General features: G+C 45.3%; 14 protein-coding genes. 8 read left to right on the top strand and 6 right to left on the bottom strand.

Annotation, left to right across the window (positions count from 1 at the left end; translation table 11 throughout):
* The first annotated feature begins 438 nt into the window (after positions 1–438).
* Together DFR44_RS08755 and DFR44_RS08750 are read left to right on the top strand one after the other, a co-directional pair.
* A complete protein-coding gene (locus DFR44_RS08755; protein WP_133621137.1) occupies positions 439–948 on the top strand; it encodes a disulfide bond formation protein B in 510 nt (169 codons plus the stop codon).
* A gap of 150 nt (positions 949–1098) precedes the next feature.
* Positions 1099–1842 (top strand): M48 family metalloprotease, encoded by a 744-nt coding sequence (locus DFR44_RS08750; RefSeq protein WP_162845221.1) that lies wholly within the window; start codon positions 1099–1101, stop codon positions 1840–1842.
* A gap of 67 nt (positions 1843–1909) precedes the next feature.
* Here DFR44_RS08750 and DFR44_RS08745 read toward each other — a convergent pair whose 3' ends face one another.
* Positions 1910–2395, bottom strand: a complete 486-nt coding sequence (locus DFR44_RS08745) for a YajQ family cyclic di-GMP-binding protein (RefSeq protein ID WP_133621133.1) — start codon at positions 2393–2395, stop codon at positions 1910–1912.
* Positions 2396–2501: 106 nt separating this feature from the next.
* Here DFR44_RS08745 and murB point away from each other — a divergent pair, with 106 nt between their 5' ends.
* The 6 genes from murB (at position 2502) to recR (ending at position 8267) form a co-directional block, all read left to right on the top strand.
* Positions 2502–3566, top strand: a complete 1065-nt coding sequence (gene murB / locus DFR44_RS08740) for a UDP-N-acetylmuramate dehydrogenase (RefSeq protein WP_133621131.1) — start codon at positions 2502–2504, stop codon at positions 3564–3566.
* Positions 3567–3782: 216 nt separating this feature from the next.
* Positions 3783–4325: a VUT family protein gene (locus DFR44_RS08735; RefSeq protein WP_133621129.1), complete on the top strand. Its 543-nt coding sequence runs from the start codon at positions 3783–3785 to the stop codon at positions 4323–4325.
* A 136-nt stretch (positions 4326–4461) separates the two neighbouring features.
* Positions 4462–5421, top strand: coding sequence for an acetyl-CoA carboxylase carboxyltransferase subunit alpha (locus DFR44_RS08730; RefSeq protein WP_133621127.1), 960 nt, complete (start codon positions 4462–4464; stop codon positions 5419–5421).
* Position 5422: 1 nt separating this feature from the next.
* Positions 5423–6754 carry a tRNA lysidine(34) synthetase TilS gene (gene tilS, locus DFR44_RS08725; protein WP_162845220.1) on the top strand — a complete coding sequence of 444 codons (1332 nt, stop codon included), beginning with the start codon at positions 5423–5425 and terminating at the stop codon, positions 6752–6754.
* A 101-nt stretch (positions 6755–6855) separates the two neighbouring features.
* Positions 6856–7659 carry a tryptophan synthase subunit alpha gene (gene trpA, locus DFR44_RS08720; RefSeq protein ID WP_133621123.1) on the top strand — a complete coding sequence of 268 codons (804 nt, stop codon included), beginning with the start codon at positions 6856–6858 and terminating at the stop codon, positions 7657–7659.
* Positions 7660–7667: 8 nt separating this feature from the next.
* Positions 7668–8267: a recombination mediator RecR gene (gene recR / locus DFR44_RS08715; protein ID WP_133621121.1), complete on the top strand. Its 600-nt coding sequence runs from the start codon at positions 7668–7670 to the stop codon at positions 8265–8267.
* Between the two features lie 34 nt (positions 8268–8301).
* Here recR and nadA read toward each other — a convergent pair whose 3' ends face one another.
* The 5 genes from nadA to ileS form a co-directional block, all read right to left on the bottom strand.
* On the bottom strand, positions 8302–9438 hold the full coding sequence (gene nadA / locus DFR44_RS08710; RefSeq protein WP_133621119.1) for a quinolinate synthase NadA: 1137 nt from the start codon (positions 9436–9438) through the stop codon (positions 8302–8304).
* 81 nt (positions 9439–9519) lie between these two features.
* A complete protein-coding gene (gene dut / locus DFR44_RS08705) occupies positions 9520–9966 on the bottom strand; it encodes a dUTP diphosphatase (RefSeq protein ID WP_133621117.1) in 447 nt (148 codons plus the stop codon).
* A gap of 35 nt (positions 9967–10001) precedes the next feature.
* A complete protein-coding gene (gene coaBC, locus DFR44_RS08700) occupies positions 10002–11201 on the bottom strand; it encodes a bifunctional phosphopantothenoylcysteine decarboxylase/phosphopantothenate--cysteine ligase CoaBC (RefSeq protein ID WP_133621115.1) in 1200 nt (399 codons plus the stop codon).
* Between the two features lie 34 nt (positions 11202–11235).
* Positions 11236–11709 carry a signal peptidase II gene (lspA, locus tag DFR44_RS08695; protein ID WP_133621113.1) on the bottom strand — a complete coding sequence of 158 codons (474 nt, stop codon included), beginning with the start codon at positions 11707–11709 and terminating at the stop codon, positions 11236–11238.
* A gap of 104 nt (positions 11710–11813) precedes the next feature.
* A complete protein-coding gene (ileS, locus tag DFR44_RS08690) occupies positions 11814–14597 on the bottom strand; it encodes an isoleucine--tRNA ligase (RefSeq protein ID WP_133621111.1) in 2784 nt (927 codons plus the stop codon).
* Positions 14598–14669 lie beyond the last annotated feature (72 nt).

Below are 14669 nucleotides of genomic sequence, written 5' to 3'. Positions count from 1 at the left end.
CTGTATTTCTTGGCTTTCATCGTAGTATTCCTTTTCTTGTGAGTTTAAGGACTTTTTTCTACTTTGATTCGCTTTTATTTTTTGGGATGATTACCGCCCATTTTGCAGTTTATTTTTTCGGTCTTTTTTATGGTGAATATATTGTTTTGATTCAAAAAAAATAAATCGTTGGTTTTGATATGCCTTGGTTGATTATTACACAGCTGTAAACATAGCCGAGTTTAAAAATTATGAACATTGAATTGACTGTATTTGGGTGTAAATCATTGCTAAATACTCTTGCCTTACGCTGTTTTTATAATTTTTCATAAAGTAAAATTTTTTATTCTGTAGTTTGATTGAAATGTTTAGTTTTGAATATTGATTTTCTTATTATATAATTATTAAATAATCAATCTAATGTGATGTAATGGTGGTTTTTTGGTAAAGGTGCAACAGATGAATCGAAAGTCAAAAGTAAAACCCTTGTTTAGCCGACGTGTTAAAACGCATCGACTGGCTTATGCTTTGTTACTAATACTCTCTACAGCATCTCTTGGTGCGGCTTGGTATTTACAAAATGTCAAAGATTTAGCACCTTGTCCGTTATGCATTATGCAGCGTTTTGGTTTTTGGGCTTTTGCATTGTTTTCCGTGATGGGTTTAATTAAAGGTCACTTAGGACGCTTGAGCTCTGTGGTTGCAATTTTTTCAGGGGTATGCGCGACAGGGGTTGCGGCTTATCACAACTGGGTGTTAATGCAGCCTAAAACCGAATGTGGGATTGATCCCGTTCAAAATGTTGTCAATCAATTACCGACCGCCCAGTGGTGGCCTGACATGTTTATGGCAACGGGTATGTGTGGTGCGAAACTACCTTTGTATTTTGGTGTAAGTATCCCTCAATGGTCACTGGTTGTATTGCTAAGTTCAACTTTGATTTTTTTATTAATTTTGCTAAAAAAATAAAAAATATAATTTATTCTTGTCAATCAAAAGCACCGTTAAGGTGCTTTTGATTTTATAAGCATATGAAAACCGCCTTTTGCTTTTTTCTTTATGATACGATTCACAGTCTTCGGCTTATTCTTTTATTTAATTTTTATTGGGAGTGGTATTGTGTCAAAAAAATATGTATCCACAGCTATTTTAGGTTTGGCTTTATTGTCGGCAACGCCTAGTTTTGCATTTGATTTTGGCAAAGCATTTGAGGCGGTCTCTGATGTTGCTAGTGCGGCGACGTTGTCGGATGCAGATGTAAAGGCATATGCTTCGCAAATGGCTTTGGCTTATGATAAACAAAACAGTATTGCGGCCCCTAGCAGTGCTTACGGTAAACGTTTGTCTAAACTGATTAAAGGCTGGGAGCGTACCGATGGTTTAACTTTGAATTTTAAAGTGTACAACGATAAAGAGGTCAATGCTTTTGCGATGGCGGATGGTACAGTGCGAATCAACAGTGGCTTGTTGGATATGATGACGGACGATGAGGTTCGTTTTGTTTTGGGACATGAAATTGGTCATGTTAAGTTGGGACACAGTAAATCACAGTTAACTAAAGCATTATTAACTTCGGCAGCGATCAAAGGTGCTTCTTCAGCTGGTGGGACTGTTGGTCAATTGGCGGATAGTGATTTAAGTGGTTTGATGAGTAAAGTACTCGACGCACAGTTTTCTCAGGCGGATGAAAAATCAGCTGATATGTACGGCTTGAATTTAATGCGCTCTAAATCAGTAAATCCGCAGGCGGCTATATCATCTTTAGAAAAACTGGCGTCTTTAGGCAGCAGTGGTGGTTTGATGTCGAGCCATCCATCCTCACAAAAACGTGCGGACATACTTCGTAAAGAGTTGGCGAAGTAAGTCTATGGATGTGAAATAAAAAAGGCGCGTTTACCGCGCCTTTTTTCATGTTTAACGTTAAGTTAAATTAATCGCGAAAATTATCAAATGTGAGAGGCAATTCGCTCATGTCTTTACGCAATAAAGCCATGGTTGCTTGCAAATCGTCTCGTTTGGCGCCTGAAACGCGAACTGCATCGCCTTGGATGGAGGCTTGAACCTTTATTTTGCTGTCTTTAATTAGTTTCACAATTTTTTTAGCATCTTCTTGTGCGACCCCGTTTTTGACCTTAATGAGTTGTTTAACTTTGTCGCCCGAGACTTTTTCAACTTTTTCTTCGACTAGAAACTTGGGGTCAACATTGCGTTTTGTGCATTTATTGCGCAAAACATCTAAAACCTGTTCGCGCTGAAATTCCGAGTCGGCAAACAAGGTGATATCAAACTCTTTCAACTCAACTTTTGCGCCTGAGCCTTTGAAATCAAAACGGCCTGTGATTTCTTTATTGGTTTGGTCAATGGCATTGCGTAATTCGACTGCATCGGCTTTTAGAACTGTATCAAATGATGGCATAACATCCTCTAAGTAAAATAAATGTAATCTAATCGTAAAAAAACATGGTTGAATTATACCCGATTGGTATAATGCGAAGCCATTTGAATTTGACAGCTTGAAACACATGACCCTTTACACCGTGCAACATCATTTTGATTTAACCCATTTAAATACCATGGGCTTCTCTGTGTCTGCTGCGAATTATGTACCGATTACGTCAGACGAAGTGTTATCAGCTTGGTTGATGGCGCACGATACCATCAAGTCGCGTAGCGACTGTTTTGTGCTGGGAGGGGGGAGCAACCTTGTCCTGACGCGTGACATCACGGGTACGGTCTTGCATTTACAGCAACGTGGTGTGACGGTTGTGGATGAAAATGACACTCACATTATCGTTTCTGTGGCGGCTGGAGAGGTGTGGCATGACTGGGTCATGCAGAGTGTGGAAAATGGCTGGATGGGATTGGAAAACTTGGCTTTAATTCCAGGTTCTGTTGGTGCGAGCCCAGTTCAAAATATTGGCGCGTATGGAGTAGAAGTTAAAGACGTATTGGAGTCGGTAAAGGCTTGGGATAGACAAGCCCAAACATGGGTGGTTTTAAAACACGATGAATGCCAGTTTACGTACCGAGATAGTGTCTTTAAGCAGCCGTGGTTAGAGGTTGACGGACACCCACAGTCTCGTTACATCATTACTGAGGTTCGATTCAAGTTGTTGAAAGATGCTTCGCTATGGCAGCCGAAAATAAGCTATGGGGATGTGGCCGCAAAATTAAAAGAAATGCTCGCTGGTGAACCCATAACAGCTGTTGATGTGGCGAATGCGATTATTGCCATTCGGCGCAGTAAACTACCCGACCCTAAGACCTTGGGCAATGCGGGTAGTTTTTTTAAAAACCCTGTGATTGATTTAAAGCAGCTTGAACAGCTTAAATTGCAATATCCCAATATCCCCAATTATCCTCAAACTGAACATTTGGTTAAGGTGGCAGCAGGTTGGTTGATTGAGCAATCGGGTTTCAAGGGGTTGCGTGATGGGGCTGTGGGTGTGTATGACAAACAAGCTCTGGTTTTGGTTCATCACGGTGGCGGCACAGGTTTGCAATTGATGGCATTGGCTCGGCGTATTCAAGAGGCGGTTTTTTTAAAGTTTAATATTAAAATTTCATCTGAACCCATTGTTTATTAATGTTTTTTGGTATTGATGAATGCGTTATTGAAGTTAAGTTTTGACATAAGCTTTGGTCTTTAACTTATTGTTTTTAAAAAATTTTATTCATGTGTTTTTCGGTGCGTCACATGATGGTCGTTGTATTAAGTTGGTTTGAACTGTTTTCAATTCTAACGTGCACTGTATTTATAAAACAGCTTTGGCTCTCGCCGACGGTTGAAAAAAAGGGATTTTATGATTAATTTATTCAGCGTATTGTACTTACTGACAGTGGTATTCGCGAATTTGGCTTTTGCTTTTTTCATGCAAGGTGATGACATGCATCAATTGCTTATCATTGATGGTGTGATTTGTTTTTTCATGATTGGTTTTGATATGGCCATTCGTGACAAATTACATGATGCATGGGAGCATACAGGGCTATTTTGGAAAATGCCCACATTGATTTTACTGGGTTCTGTGATTAGTTTTTTAATTAATCGCAATGCTGGCCAAGTCGCATTGGCTTCATTTGCCGCATTTGCTTCTGCGGGTATGGTTGATTTTTTGGTTTATCATGTGCTGCGTGAACACAGTCATTGGCAGCGCGTTAATGGTTCAAATATACTCAGCGCGGCAGTTGACTCGTTGGTTTTTCCTTTGATTGCTTTTGGTTTGCCGATGCAATGGCTTTTTTTCAGCGTTGAATTTTTGACCAAGGTACTAGGCGGTGTGGTTTGTTTTTTCGCCATCACCTTGTTTTTACGAAATAAATTGCAAGCTCAAAGTAAAAGTTAAGCTTGTCTTACTAAAAAATCCAGTAGAAATGCACGGGCGTTCGCTGGTTTAAATGTTTGGCATTTGTTAAAATGTCCGCATCACGTCATAAGTCATTACAATGTGCTTATGAAACAGTTGTTAATAAGGAGTAAATGTGCGACCTACCTTTTTAGATTTTGAACAATCAATTGCCGAATTAGAGGGCAAGATTGAAGAGTTGCGCTTGGTACAGAGTGATTCAGCGGTCGATATTTCAGAGGAAATCAGCCGATTGAAAAAAAAGAGCAATGATTTGACCAAGGATATCTACTCTAAGCTCTCGTCATGGCAGGTTTCTCAGGTGGCACGTCACCCTCAACGGCCATATACTCAAGATTACATCAATGAAATTTTTACTGATTTTCATGAGCTGCATGGTGACCGTGCGTTTGCGGATGATTTATCGATAGTCGGTGGTTTGGCGCGTTTTGACGGTGCACCTTGCATGGTTATCGGTCATCAAAAGGGGCGTGACACCAAAGAGCGATCCATGCGTAATTTTGGCATGCCACGTCCAGAAGGTTATCGCAAAGCGCTGCGTTTGATGAAAGTGGCCGAAAAGTTCAAGTTGCCTGTCTTTACTTTTATTGATACGCCTGGTGCTTATCCAGGGATTGGCGCAGAAGAGCGCGGTCAATCTGAAGCGATTGGTCGTAATTTATTCGAAATGGCAAGACTAAACACCCCGATTATCGCCACTATTATTGGTGAGGGTGGTTCGGGTGGCGCCTTGGCAATTGCTGTGGCGGATACTGTTTTGATGATGCAATATTCGACTTATTCGGTGATTTCTCCCGAGGGTTGTGCATCAATTCTCTGGAAAAGTGCAGACAAAGCCCCCGAAGCGGCAGAAGCACTGGGGTTGACTGCTCAACGCATTAAACAACTTGGCTTGATAGATAAAGTGGTTTCAGAACCTATCGGTGGCGCACATCGCGATTATAAACATACGGCACAGTTATTGAAAAATGCTTTGGCTGATGCGTTAACACATGCGCAAAGTATGTCTATTAAAGAGTTACTTGAAGTGCGCATGAACCGTTTGATGGATTATGGTAAATACGCCGAAAAGTAATATGTCGTTGAATAAAAAAAGCGGTGAGGATGTCACCGCTTTTTTGTTATCGCTTGTATTACGTGCGCAAACAGACTTTTCAGTAGAACATAGGTTGGCTGTTGCGGTGAGCGGTGGCGTGGACTCGATGGCGTTATTGGATGCGGCACAATTGGCAGCAAAAAAGCTGGGGCGAACGTTGTACGCATTCCATGTCAATCATGGCTTGCAGCAAGTCGCTGATGAGTGGCAGCTCTTTGTGCAGGATTATTGCCAACAGCAGGGCATTTGTTTTGACTGTGCGCAACTTAAGCCGAGTACCCGTCAAAAAGCCCAAAGCATTGAAGATTGGGCGCGTCAAGGGCGTTATGCCGCTTTAACCGAGATGGCAAATCAGCACGCGGTGACTCATATTTGGCTCGCCCAACATGAAGATGACCAAATCGAAACACATCTTCTTCAGAAGTATCGTGGTGCGGGGGCGCGTGGTTTGGCGGCGATGCCTAGTTCTTTTCAGAAAGATGGCTTGACATGGCAGCGTCCGTGGTTAAGTGTAAGTAAGGCTCAGATTGAGGCTTATGCGACTCAACAGTCAATTGAGCATGTCACCGACCCATCCAATACAAATCCACGCTTTGCACGTAACGCCTTGCGCTTGCAATTAAAAGAGGCTCCTTTAGACTTAATGACGCGCTTTGAGATTTTGAGTGACATCGGCGCAGCTCAAACACAGCTGACATGTGAAACCGAATGGGCAGACTCGATATTGGCTCCGCATGTAAAACAACCACGAATTGAAATAGGGGAGTTGGCTTGCCTTAATGCATTGATGTTAAAAGAGTTTAATTTTGAGCAGCAATGCGTCTTAATACGTCATTGGTTTGCCACAATGCATGTTCGCATGCCGAGCCGCTCAGCCTTGCACGAGTTGCTCAAACAAATTAACATCACTCGGATTGACCAACATATGTGTTGGCAACATCCTGATGGCATATGGATTTCTCGGTTTAGAGATGATTTAATTGCAGTTGACGTAGCTCAAAATGATGACATGGGCGAGATAACGTATTTGCCATCGTCGCTTCATCAGTATGGTGTGGACGTTGAAAAAATCCACCAATTTGGCCTGATAACAAAAGCCAGACAGGGTGGGGAGCGAATTCGATTGCATCCACAACGCCCGTCCATGAGTCTGAAGAAGGCTTACCTAGAAGCAGGCATTGCCCCAATATTGCGTTCACAGTTGCCTTTGGTATATTGCGAAGACAGGCTGGTATATGCGGCTGGTTTGGGTATGAATGTTGATGCTTGCGTCTTGGGGGGCGTACCTTTGTTATGGAAACCAGCGAAATAGCCCCTGCATGAGCACACGCATCTATAGATTATCAGCGCATTGTCTGCTCAATTTTAGTTACAATCACGGTTTACCGTTTTTAAAACTCAAGAGAAAAACACATGACCCGCCTATCTACTCAATTAGCCGCGAATAAACTGTCCAATCGCAAAAATCTCGTTACTTTTATCACAGCGGGTGACCCTAGTGTGAGAATGACTTTGAAGCTGATGCATGCCCTTGTTTCGGCTGGAGTCGATGTCATTGAGCTAGGCGTGCCATTTTCAGACCCAATGGCTGACGGCCCTGTCATCCAACGAGCCAGTGAGCGAGCCGTGGCCAATGGCGTGGGTATATCCGATGTGTTGCAACTGGTGAGTGAATTTCGTTCAACAAACAAGAGCACTCCCGTGGTGTTGATGGGCTATGCCAATCCAATTGAACATATGGGGCAAACGGCGTTTATCCAACAAGCGGTTGCCAGTGGTGTCGATGGCGTCTTGGTTGTGGATTATCCGCCCGAAGAGTCAATCGAGTTTTCAAATAAAGCGAGGGATGCGGGACTGAATGTGATTTACCTCGTGGCACCAACAACGGCCGAAGCGCGCATGGTCTCAACTGCACGCGTGGCGAGTGGTTTTATTTATTACGTCTCACTTAAAGGCGTGACAGGTGCTGGCAATTTAGATGTTGGTGCAGTTAAAGAGCAGGTGGCGAAACTGCGTTTACATACCGACTTACCGATTAACGTTGGTTTTGGGATTTCTGACTCAGCCAGCGCGAGGGCGGTGGCTGAGGTGGCGGATGGCGTGGTGATTGGCAGTAAATTAATCACTTTAATTGAAAACGCAGTGAATGAGGGGCAAGATGCCGAACACATCGTTCGCGAATGGACGGCTGATGTTCGTTCAGTTTTGGATGCGTAAATCAACATATGCGCCAAGATAGAATCCAAAATTTAATTGATGCGTTGCGCGTGCTGCCAGGGGTAGGTCCCAAATCCGCACAGCGTCTCGCCTTCACCTTGCTGCAAAACGAACGTGAGGGCGCGCAGCAACTTGCCGACGCCATTGACGATGCTCTGACGCATCTACGGCATTGTGAGAAATGTTATACCTTGACCGACCAAGCATTGTGCCAAGTGTGCGCCAATCCAAAGCGCAATGAGGCCTTGTTGTGCGTGGTTCAATCCCCAATGGATCAGTTATTAATCGAACAAACCATGACTTATAATGGTTTATATTTTGTGTTGATGGGCAAGCTCAACCCGCTTGATGGCGTGGGCCCCCAAGACATTGGCATGGATGCCTTACTTAAACGTGCTGCTGATGGGGTTGTCACAGAGGTGATTTTAGCCACACATTTTACAAACGAGGGCGAACTGACGGCGCATTACCTTGGCGAACAGCTGATTCAAAAAGGCCTTCGAGTGACCCGTTTGGCAAAAGGTGTGCCTGTGGGCAGTGAGTTAGAGCAAGTGGATTTGGGTACATTGGCGCAGGCAATGACGGGGCGGCGAAATACGAATATGTAATAAAAAAACAGGTTGTTAACCTGTTTTTTTATTGTCATGCGGGACCTAAGCCCTGCGTGATTGCACTGTCTACGTTGGGCTTTGAGGTGATGCCCACCTGTTGAGCGAAGTCCAACATGCGGTCAATCGGTAACTTGGCTCGTGCCCTGATGTGTTCATCAATCTGAATTTCATTGTAGCCTGTCCCTGCTTGTTCCAATACCTTGAGCACATTGCGTAAATCATTCATTGCCATCCAAGGGCAATGTGCGCAGCTTTTGCACGTTGCAGATTGGCCCGCAGTAGGTGCTTCTATGAATGTTTTGTCAGGATTTTGTTGGCGTAGTTTGTGCATCATGCCATTGTCTGTCGCAACGATGAAGGTATCTGCTTTCATGTCGCGTGCAGCCTTGAGAATCGCCGAGGTTGAGCCAACCGCATCGGCCAGCTTAACCACAGAAGCAGGGGATTCAGGATGCACTAAAACTTTGGCTTGAGGGTATTGTTTTTTTAGTGCATCCAATTCAATGGCTTTAAACTCATCATGCACAATACACGCGCCTTGCCACATCAACATATCTGCGCCTGTTTCGCGTTGGATGTAGCTGCCTAAATGACGGTCAGGCGCCCAGAGAATTTTTTTACCTTGTTCTTTAAGATGTGCGACAACTTTTAAAGCAATGCTTGAGGTTACCATCCAGTCTGCTCGCGCTTTTACCGCCGCGCTGGTGTTGGCATAAACCACAACCGTGCGGTCGGGGTGCTCGTCGCAAAATTGTGTAAATTCCTCAGCGGGGCAGCCTAAATCCAGTGAGCAATTGGCGTCCATTTCGGGGACTAAAACCCGTTTTTCTGGACTAAGAATTTTTGCCGATTCGCCCATAAAGCGCACGCCTGCGACCACTAATGTTTGCGCAGGGTGGTCTCGCCCAAATCGCGCCATTTCTAGTGAGTCGGATACTAAGCCGCCCGTTGCTTCTGCTAAATCTTGCAAATCAGGATGAACATAGTAATGCGATACTAAAACCGCATTTTTTTCGATTAATTGCGCTTTGATTTTAGATATTAACTCCTCTCGCTCAACTGCATTCGGTTCTGAGGGGACAGAAGCCCATGCCTGTTCGGTACTGCAAGAATTAAAAGCCGATGGTTTTTCGTACTCAACGGCGATACGGTGAGTTAAGTTGTTCATATCAAATAACTTTTTAGTTTAATAAGAGGCAGCAATGCCAGAAGTGGGGGAATTTGGGTATTTTAGCCGTAGCGCACACGCTTATTTCACGCCCGTACTGCCAAACCCGCCCACGCCCCGATTGGATTCACCAAATTCGTCGACGATATTAAATTGCGCTTGTACCACAGGCACGATAACCAACTGAGCGATGCGCTCAAAAGGCTCAATGGTAAACGTCGTTTGACCGCGGTTCCATGCAGACACCATCAATTCACCTTGATAATCGGAGTCAATCAAGCCGACTAAATTGCCCAAAACGATGCCGTGTTTGTGTCCTAAGCCGCTACGGGGCAAAATTAAGGCGGCATAATTGGGGTCGTTCAGATGAATGGCCATGCCTGTTGGAATTAAAACCGTTTGACTCGGTTCAAGCACAATCGGTGCGTCAATCAGTGCGCGTAAGTCTAAGCCTGCACTGCCTGAAGTGGCGTAAGCTGGGAGTTTATCTTTGATTTTTTCGTTGAGGATTTTAATGTCAATGTGCATGGTATTTTATCAATATAAAAAATATAAACAGAGGGCTAATTTAAACGTTGGGCAATTTCAGCAACCAATGTGTGCGCCAAGCTGATTTTGCTTTGCTTTGGTAACTCGTGTATACCCGCATCATCGAGCAGCACCACTTGGTTGTCGTCTGCTCCAAAAGCAGCGGGGCCATTGTTGGCAATGAGAAGCGGGATGCCTTTTTTAAGGCGTTTACGCTGTCCAAACTCAATGAGATGTTCAGTTTCTGCCGCGAAGCCAACACAGTAAGGCGGATTGTTGCGTGAGGCAATGGTCTGCAAAATATCAGGATTTTGTACAAAAGTCAGCATGGGCACGTCATTGTCATCTTGTTTCTTGATTTTGTGCGTGGCTACGTTTGCCGTGCGCCAATCAGCAACGGCCGCTACCGCGATGAAAATATCCGATTGTGAACTGTATTGCAAACACGCATCGAGCATGCCTTGCGCGGATTCAACATCAACGCGCGTGACTTGGAAGGGCGTGTCGAGGTGCGTGGGGCCTGAAACTAATGTGACTTGAGCACCTGCGCAAGCGGCAGCATGAGCGAGGGCGTAACCCATTTTGCCACTGGAGCGGTTGGTGAGCCCTCGGACGGGGTCGATTGCTTCAAAAGTTGGGCCTGCGGTAATAAGAACCTTTTTACCTTTGAGGCTTTGTGTAACAAAAAGGGATTCGATGGCTTGTGCCAACTCAGCGGCTTCAAGCATGCGACCATCGCCAACTTCACCGCATGCCTGCTCGCCTGATGCGGGGCCAAAAACATGGATGCCATCATGCTTAATCAGCTTTAAATTGCGTTGAGTGGCAGGATTAGCCCACATCTGCATATTCATGGCAGGCGCAATGGCCAGCGGGCAGCGTGAAGAATCGCGAGCCAAAACAAGATTGGTCAATAAGTCGTCGGCCATGCCATGAGCGATTTTTGCCATCGTGTTTGCCGTGCATGGGGCGATGAGCATGGCATCGGCTTCGCGGGTGAGATTAATGTGGGTGATGTTGCTGTCAGCACTCGAGCGGTTTTGCCATAAGTCATCATAAACAGCATCGCCTGTCAACGAGGCGAAGGTCAGCGGCGTAATGAATTGTTTTGCGCTTTCGGTCATGACCACCGACACGCGTGCCCCTCGTTTTTTCAGTAAACGTGTCAATTGTGCACTTTTGTAAGCCGCGATGCCACCTGTGATGCCGAGTACGATGTGTTTACCTTGAAGCATGGGGCATCCTTATTGAGAGTTGAACATACGAATTTTATATCTTTTTCTGTCTAAACTCATCGAGCAACAAAATGACAACCCCGACGAAAATCGCAGAATCAGCGAGGTTGAATGCGGGCCAGTGTGAGTTACCAACATAAAAGTCTAAAAAATCAACCACTTTACCAATGCGCACACGGTCAATTAAGTTACCAATAGCACCGCCTAAAATAAAAGCCAAGCCAATGCACAACTTAGGTAAGTGTCTGTTTTTACGCATATAAAACACAATAAAAATCGAAGCAAACAATGATAACGCGGTAAAAAACCAACGTTGCCAGCCATTGTGATCGGCGAGAAAGCTAAAAGCTGCACCAGGGTTATAGGTCAAGCCCAAGTTGAAAAAAGACGTGACAGGGACAAACTCACCAAATTGAAACGTGGCTTCAATCATGAGTTTACTGACTTGGTCGATGAAAATGACTATAGTGGTCAATAAAAAATAAGGTGTTAGTTTTTTTGAGGTCATTTTGTTTGTGTACCTACTTTTAAAAAGTTGCCCCTCTTTCAATCGTGTCAAGAGAGAAGAGGGGTGTTGTTACGCTAGAAAGAATAGCCTAATTATTCAATCTTCTACGCAAACCGCCGTTGTTCGCCTGTGCCGAACAGATTGGAAATACAACGCGCACATAAGGTTGGATGGTCTGCGTTATGACCCACATCGACGGTAACATGCCAGCAGCGTTCGCATTTTTCACCCGCAGCCACATCAACCGTGACATTCACATTGTCGGCGGTCTGAACATCTGCACCTGATGTAATCAAGACAAAGCGCAAATCATTGCCCAATCCTTTAAGTAACTCAACGTCCGCAGCGGGTGCGTGAATTGTGACATGCGCTTGTAGCGCAGAACCAATTTGGTTAGCCCCACGAGCTTCTTCGAGGGCTTTATTCACATCATCGCGCAGTTGTCGGATGCGTGACCATTGCGCCACCAAAGTATCTGCGTCCGCTGGTGAGGGGATGACGTGGTTCAATTCAGTGAAAATGGTGTCTTCACTCGAGCTATGATTTAAAATCGGCCAAGCCTCTTCAGCCGTGAAACTTAAAATCGGTGCCATGATGCGCACGATGCTTTGGGCAATGTGCCATAAAGTGGTCTGGGCGGCTCGGCGAGCGTGTGAGTCAGGCGCGCTGGTGTAAAGGCGGTCTTTCAAAATATCAAGGTAAAACCCGCCCAAATCTTCCGAACAGAAGTTTTGTAATTTTGCCACCAAAGGATGAAACTCATATTTGTCAGCATGTGCGAGGACATCGGCTTGCCAATTCGCGGTCAATGCGAGTGCATATTGGTCAATTTCCAACAGTGCTTCAACAGGCAACAACTGTGTTTTGGCATCAAAATCGGTTAGATTGGCGAGTAAAAAACGCAGGGTGTTGCGCACGCGGCGGTAGCCTTCCGACACGCGCTTCAAAATTTCGTCCGAAATTGAAAGCTCACCCGAATAATCCGTTGAAGCAACCCATAGACGGATGATTTCCGCCCCCATTTTATTTGCGACATCTTGAGGCGAGACAATATTGCCCAGCGATTTACTCATTTTTTTACCCTCACCATCGACGGCAAAACCGTGGGTGAGCAGGGCTTTATAAGGCGCGCGACCGTCCAACATGCAACCCGTGAGCAACGATGAGTGGAACCAGCCACGATGTTGGTCTGAACCTTCAAGGTACAAATCAGCAGGCCACGTCAAATCAGCCGCGTGTGAACCGCGCAAGACGTGAAAGTGAGTTGTCCCTGAATCAAACCATACGTCGAGAGTATCTTTGTTTTTGACGTAATCATTGGCATCTGCACCTAAAAACTCATTTATATCAAGCGTTTGCCATGCTTCGATGCCTTGTTTTTCAATCAATTGAGCAATTTTTTCGAGCAATTCGGGCGTGTTCGGATGCAATTGTCCTGTTGCCTTCGATAAGAAAAACGGCATGGGCACGCCCCACTGGCGTTGGCGTGACAAAGTCCAATCGGGGCGATTGGCAATCATCGAGTGCAAGCGTGCTTGCCCCCAACTTGGGAAAAATTGTGTGTCTTCAACGCCTTTGAGCGCGCGTTCGCGCAAGCTAGTGCCCTCGACTTTATTGTCCATTGAGGCAAACCATTGTGTGGTTGCGCGAAAAATCAATGGTGTTTTGTGGCGCCAACAGTGCATGTAGCTGTGGTCATATTTGACGACTTTAAACAGCGCGCCAACCTCAGTGAGCTTATCAACGATGGCAGGATTGGCTTTCCAAATGTGCATGCCGCCAAAATCAGGAAGGTCGGCGACATATACGCCATTGCCCATGACGGGGGTGAGGATGTCATCGTCTTTTAAACCGTTGGCTTTGCAAGAGCTAAAGTCTTCTACACCGTAAGCGGGTGCGGAGTGAACAATGCCCGTACCTGCGTCGGTTGTGACGTAGTCACCCAAATAAATTGGCGACAGGCGAGGGTAGAGCGGGTGCTTGAATGCGATATGATCCAGTGCAGCACCTTTGCAGGTTGCGACAATCGTGCCGTTGAGTTCGTAGCGTGCCAATGTGGTTTCGACCAAGTCGGTGGCTAATATCAACTGACCTTTGTCGGTTTGTACCAAGGCATATTCGACTTCAGGATGAACGTTTAGGGCTTGGTTGGCAGGAATGGTCCACGGCGTGGTGGTCCAAATGACGACATGGCCTTTTTGTTCAACTTGGACGCCAAAAGCAGTTGATAATTTGTCGTGTTCGGCAAATTCAAAACCCACATCAATAGCCAAATCGATTTTGTTTTGATACTCAACCTCAGCTTCTGCCAATGCCGATTCACAATCAAAGCACCAGTTCACGGGTTTTAAACCGCGATACACATAGCCTTTTTGCAAAATAGCACCCAAGGCGCGAACTTCGTCCGCCTCGTTTGAAAAATTCATGGTTTTATAAGGATTGTCCCAATCCCCTAAAATCCCTAAGCGCATGAAGTCGATTTTTTGTTTTTCGATTTGTTCGCTGGCATACGCGCGTGATTTTTGTTGGACTTCTTGTGTTGGTAAACCTTTGCCGTGTAACGACTCGATTTTATTCTCAATCGGCATGCCGTGGCAGTCCCACCCTGGCACGTAAGGCGCGTCAAAACCCGCCATCGTGCGAGATTTGATGATGATGTCTTTTAAAATTTTATTAACCGCATGGCCAATGTGAATGTCGCCATTGGCGTAGGGCGGGCCGTCATGCAAAATGAATTTAGGACGACCTTTGGCTGCTGCGCGGATTTTTTGATAGCGTTTTTGTGCTTGCCATTCTTTCACCCACTGCGGCTCGCGCTTAGCGAGGTCGCCACGCATAGGAAATGGAGTATCGAGGAGATTTACGGGATAAGTGTTTTTATTGCTCATGGGCGTTTTCTACATAGTCAAAATCTGGGCGGAAGTCCGTCATTTTAACCGAAAAATGGTTGTGTACGGTTC

The sequence above is a fragment of the Hydromonas duriensis genome (assembly GCF_004363775.1).
Classification (GTDB): Bacteria; Pseudomonadota; Gammaproteobacteria; order Burkholderiales; family Burkholderiaceae; genus Hydromonas; species Hydromonas duriensis.
Note: the sequence above shows the minus strand (reverse complement) of the source record. Positions and strands in the feature narration are given on the sequence as shown.

What these genes read in the sequence shown, in the direction of transcription:
- DFR44_RS08735 (WP_133621129.1), top strand. Translation starts at nt 3,783, where the DNA reads ATGATTAATTTATTCAGCGTATTGTACTTACTGACAGTGGTATTCGCG.
- dut (WP_133621117.1), bottom strand. Translation starts at nt 9,966, where the DNA reads ATGCACATTGACATTAAAATCCTCAACGAAAAAATCAAAGATAAACTC.
- nadA (WP_133621119.1), bottom strand. Translation starts at nt 9,438, where the DNA reads ATGAACAACTTAACTCACCGTATCGCCGTTGAGTACGAAAAACCATCG.
- murB (WP_133621131.1), top strand. Translation starts at nt 2,502, where the DNA reads ATGACCCTTTACACCGTGCAACATCATTTTGATTTAACCCATTTAAAT.
- ileS (WP_133621111.1), bottom strand. Translation starts at nt 14,597, where the DNA reads ATGAGCAATAAAAACACTTATCCCGTAAATCTCCTCGATACTCCATTT.
- lspA (WP_133621113.1), bottom strand. Translation starts at nt 11,709, where the DNA reads ATGACCTCAAAAAAACTAACACCTTATTTTTTATTGACCACTATAGTC.
- recR (WP_133621121.1), top strand. Translation starts at nt 7,668, where the DNA reads ATGCGCCAAGATAGAATCCAAAATTTAATTGATGCGTTGCGCGTGCTG.
- trpA (WP_133621123.1), top strand. Translation starts at nt 6,856, where the DNA reads ATGACCCGCCTATCTACTCAATTAGCCGCGAATAAACTGTCCAATCGC.
- tilS (WP_162845220.1), top strand. Translation starts at nt 5,423, where the DNA reads ATGTCGTTGAATAAAAAAAGCGGTGAGGATGTCACCGCTTTTTTGTTA.
- DFR44_RS08745 (WP_133621133.1), bottom strand. Translation starts at nt 2,395, where the DNA reads ATGCCATCATTTGATACAGTTCTAAAAGCCGATGCAGTCGAATTACGC.
- DFR44_RS08755 (WP_133621137.1), top strand. Translation starts at nt 439, where the DNA reads ATGAATCGAAAGTCAAAAGTAAAACCCTTGTTTAGCCGACGTGTTAAA.
- coaBC (WP_133621115.1), bottom strand. Translation starts at nt 11,201, where the DNA reads ATGCTTCAAGGTAAACACATCGTACTCGGCATCACAGGTGGCATCGCG.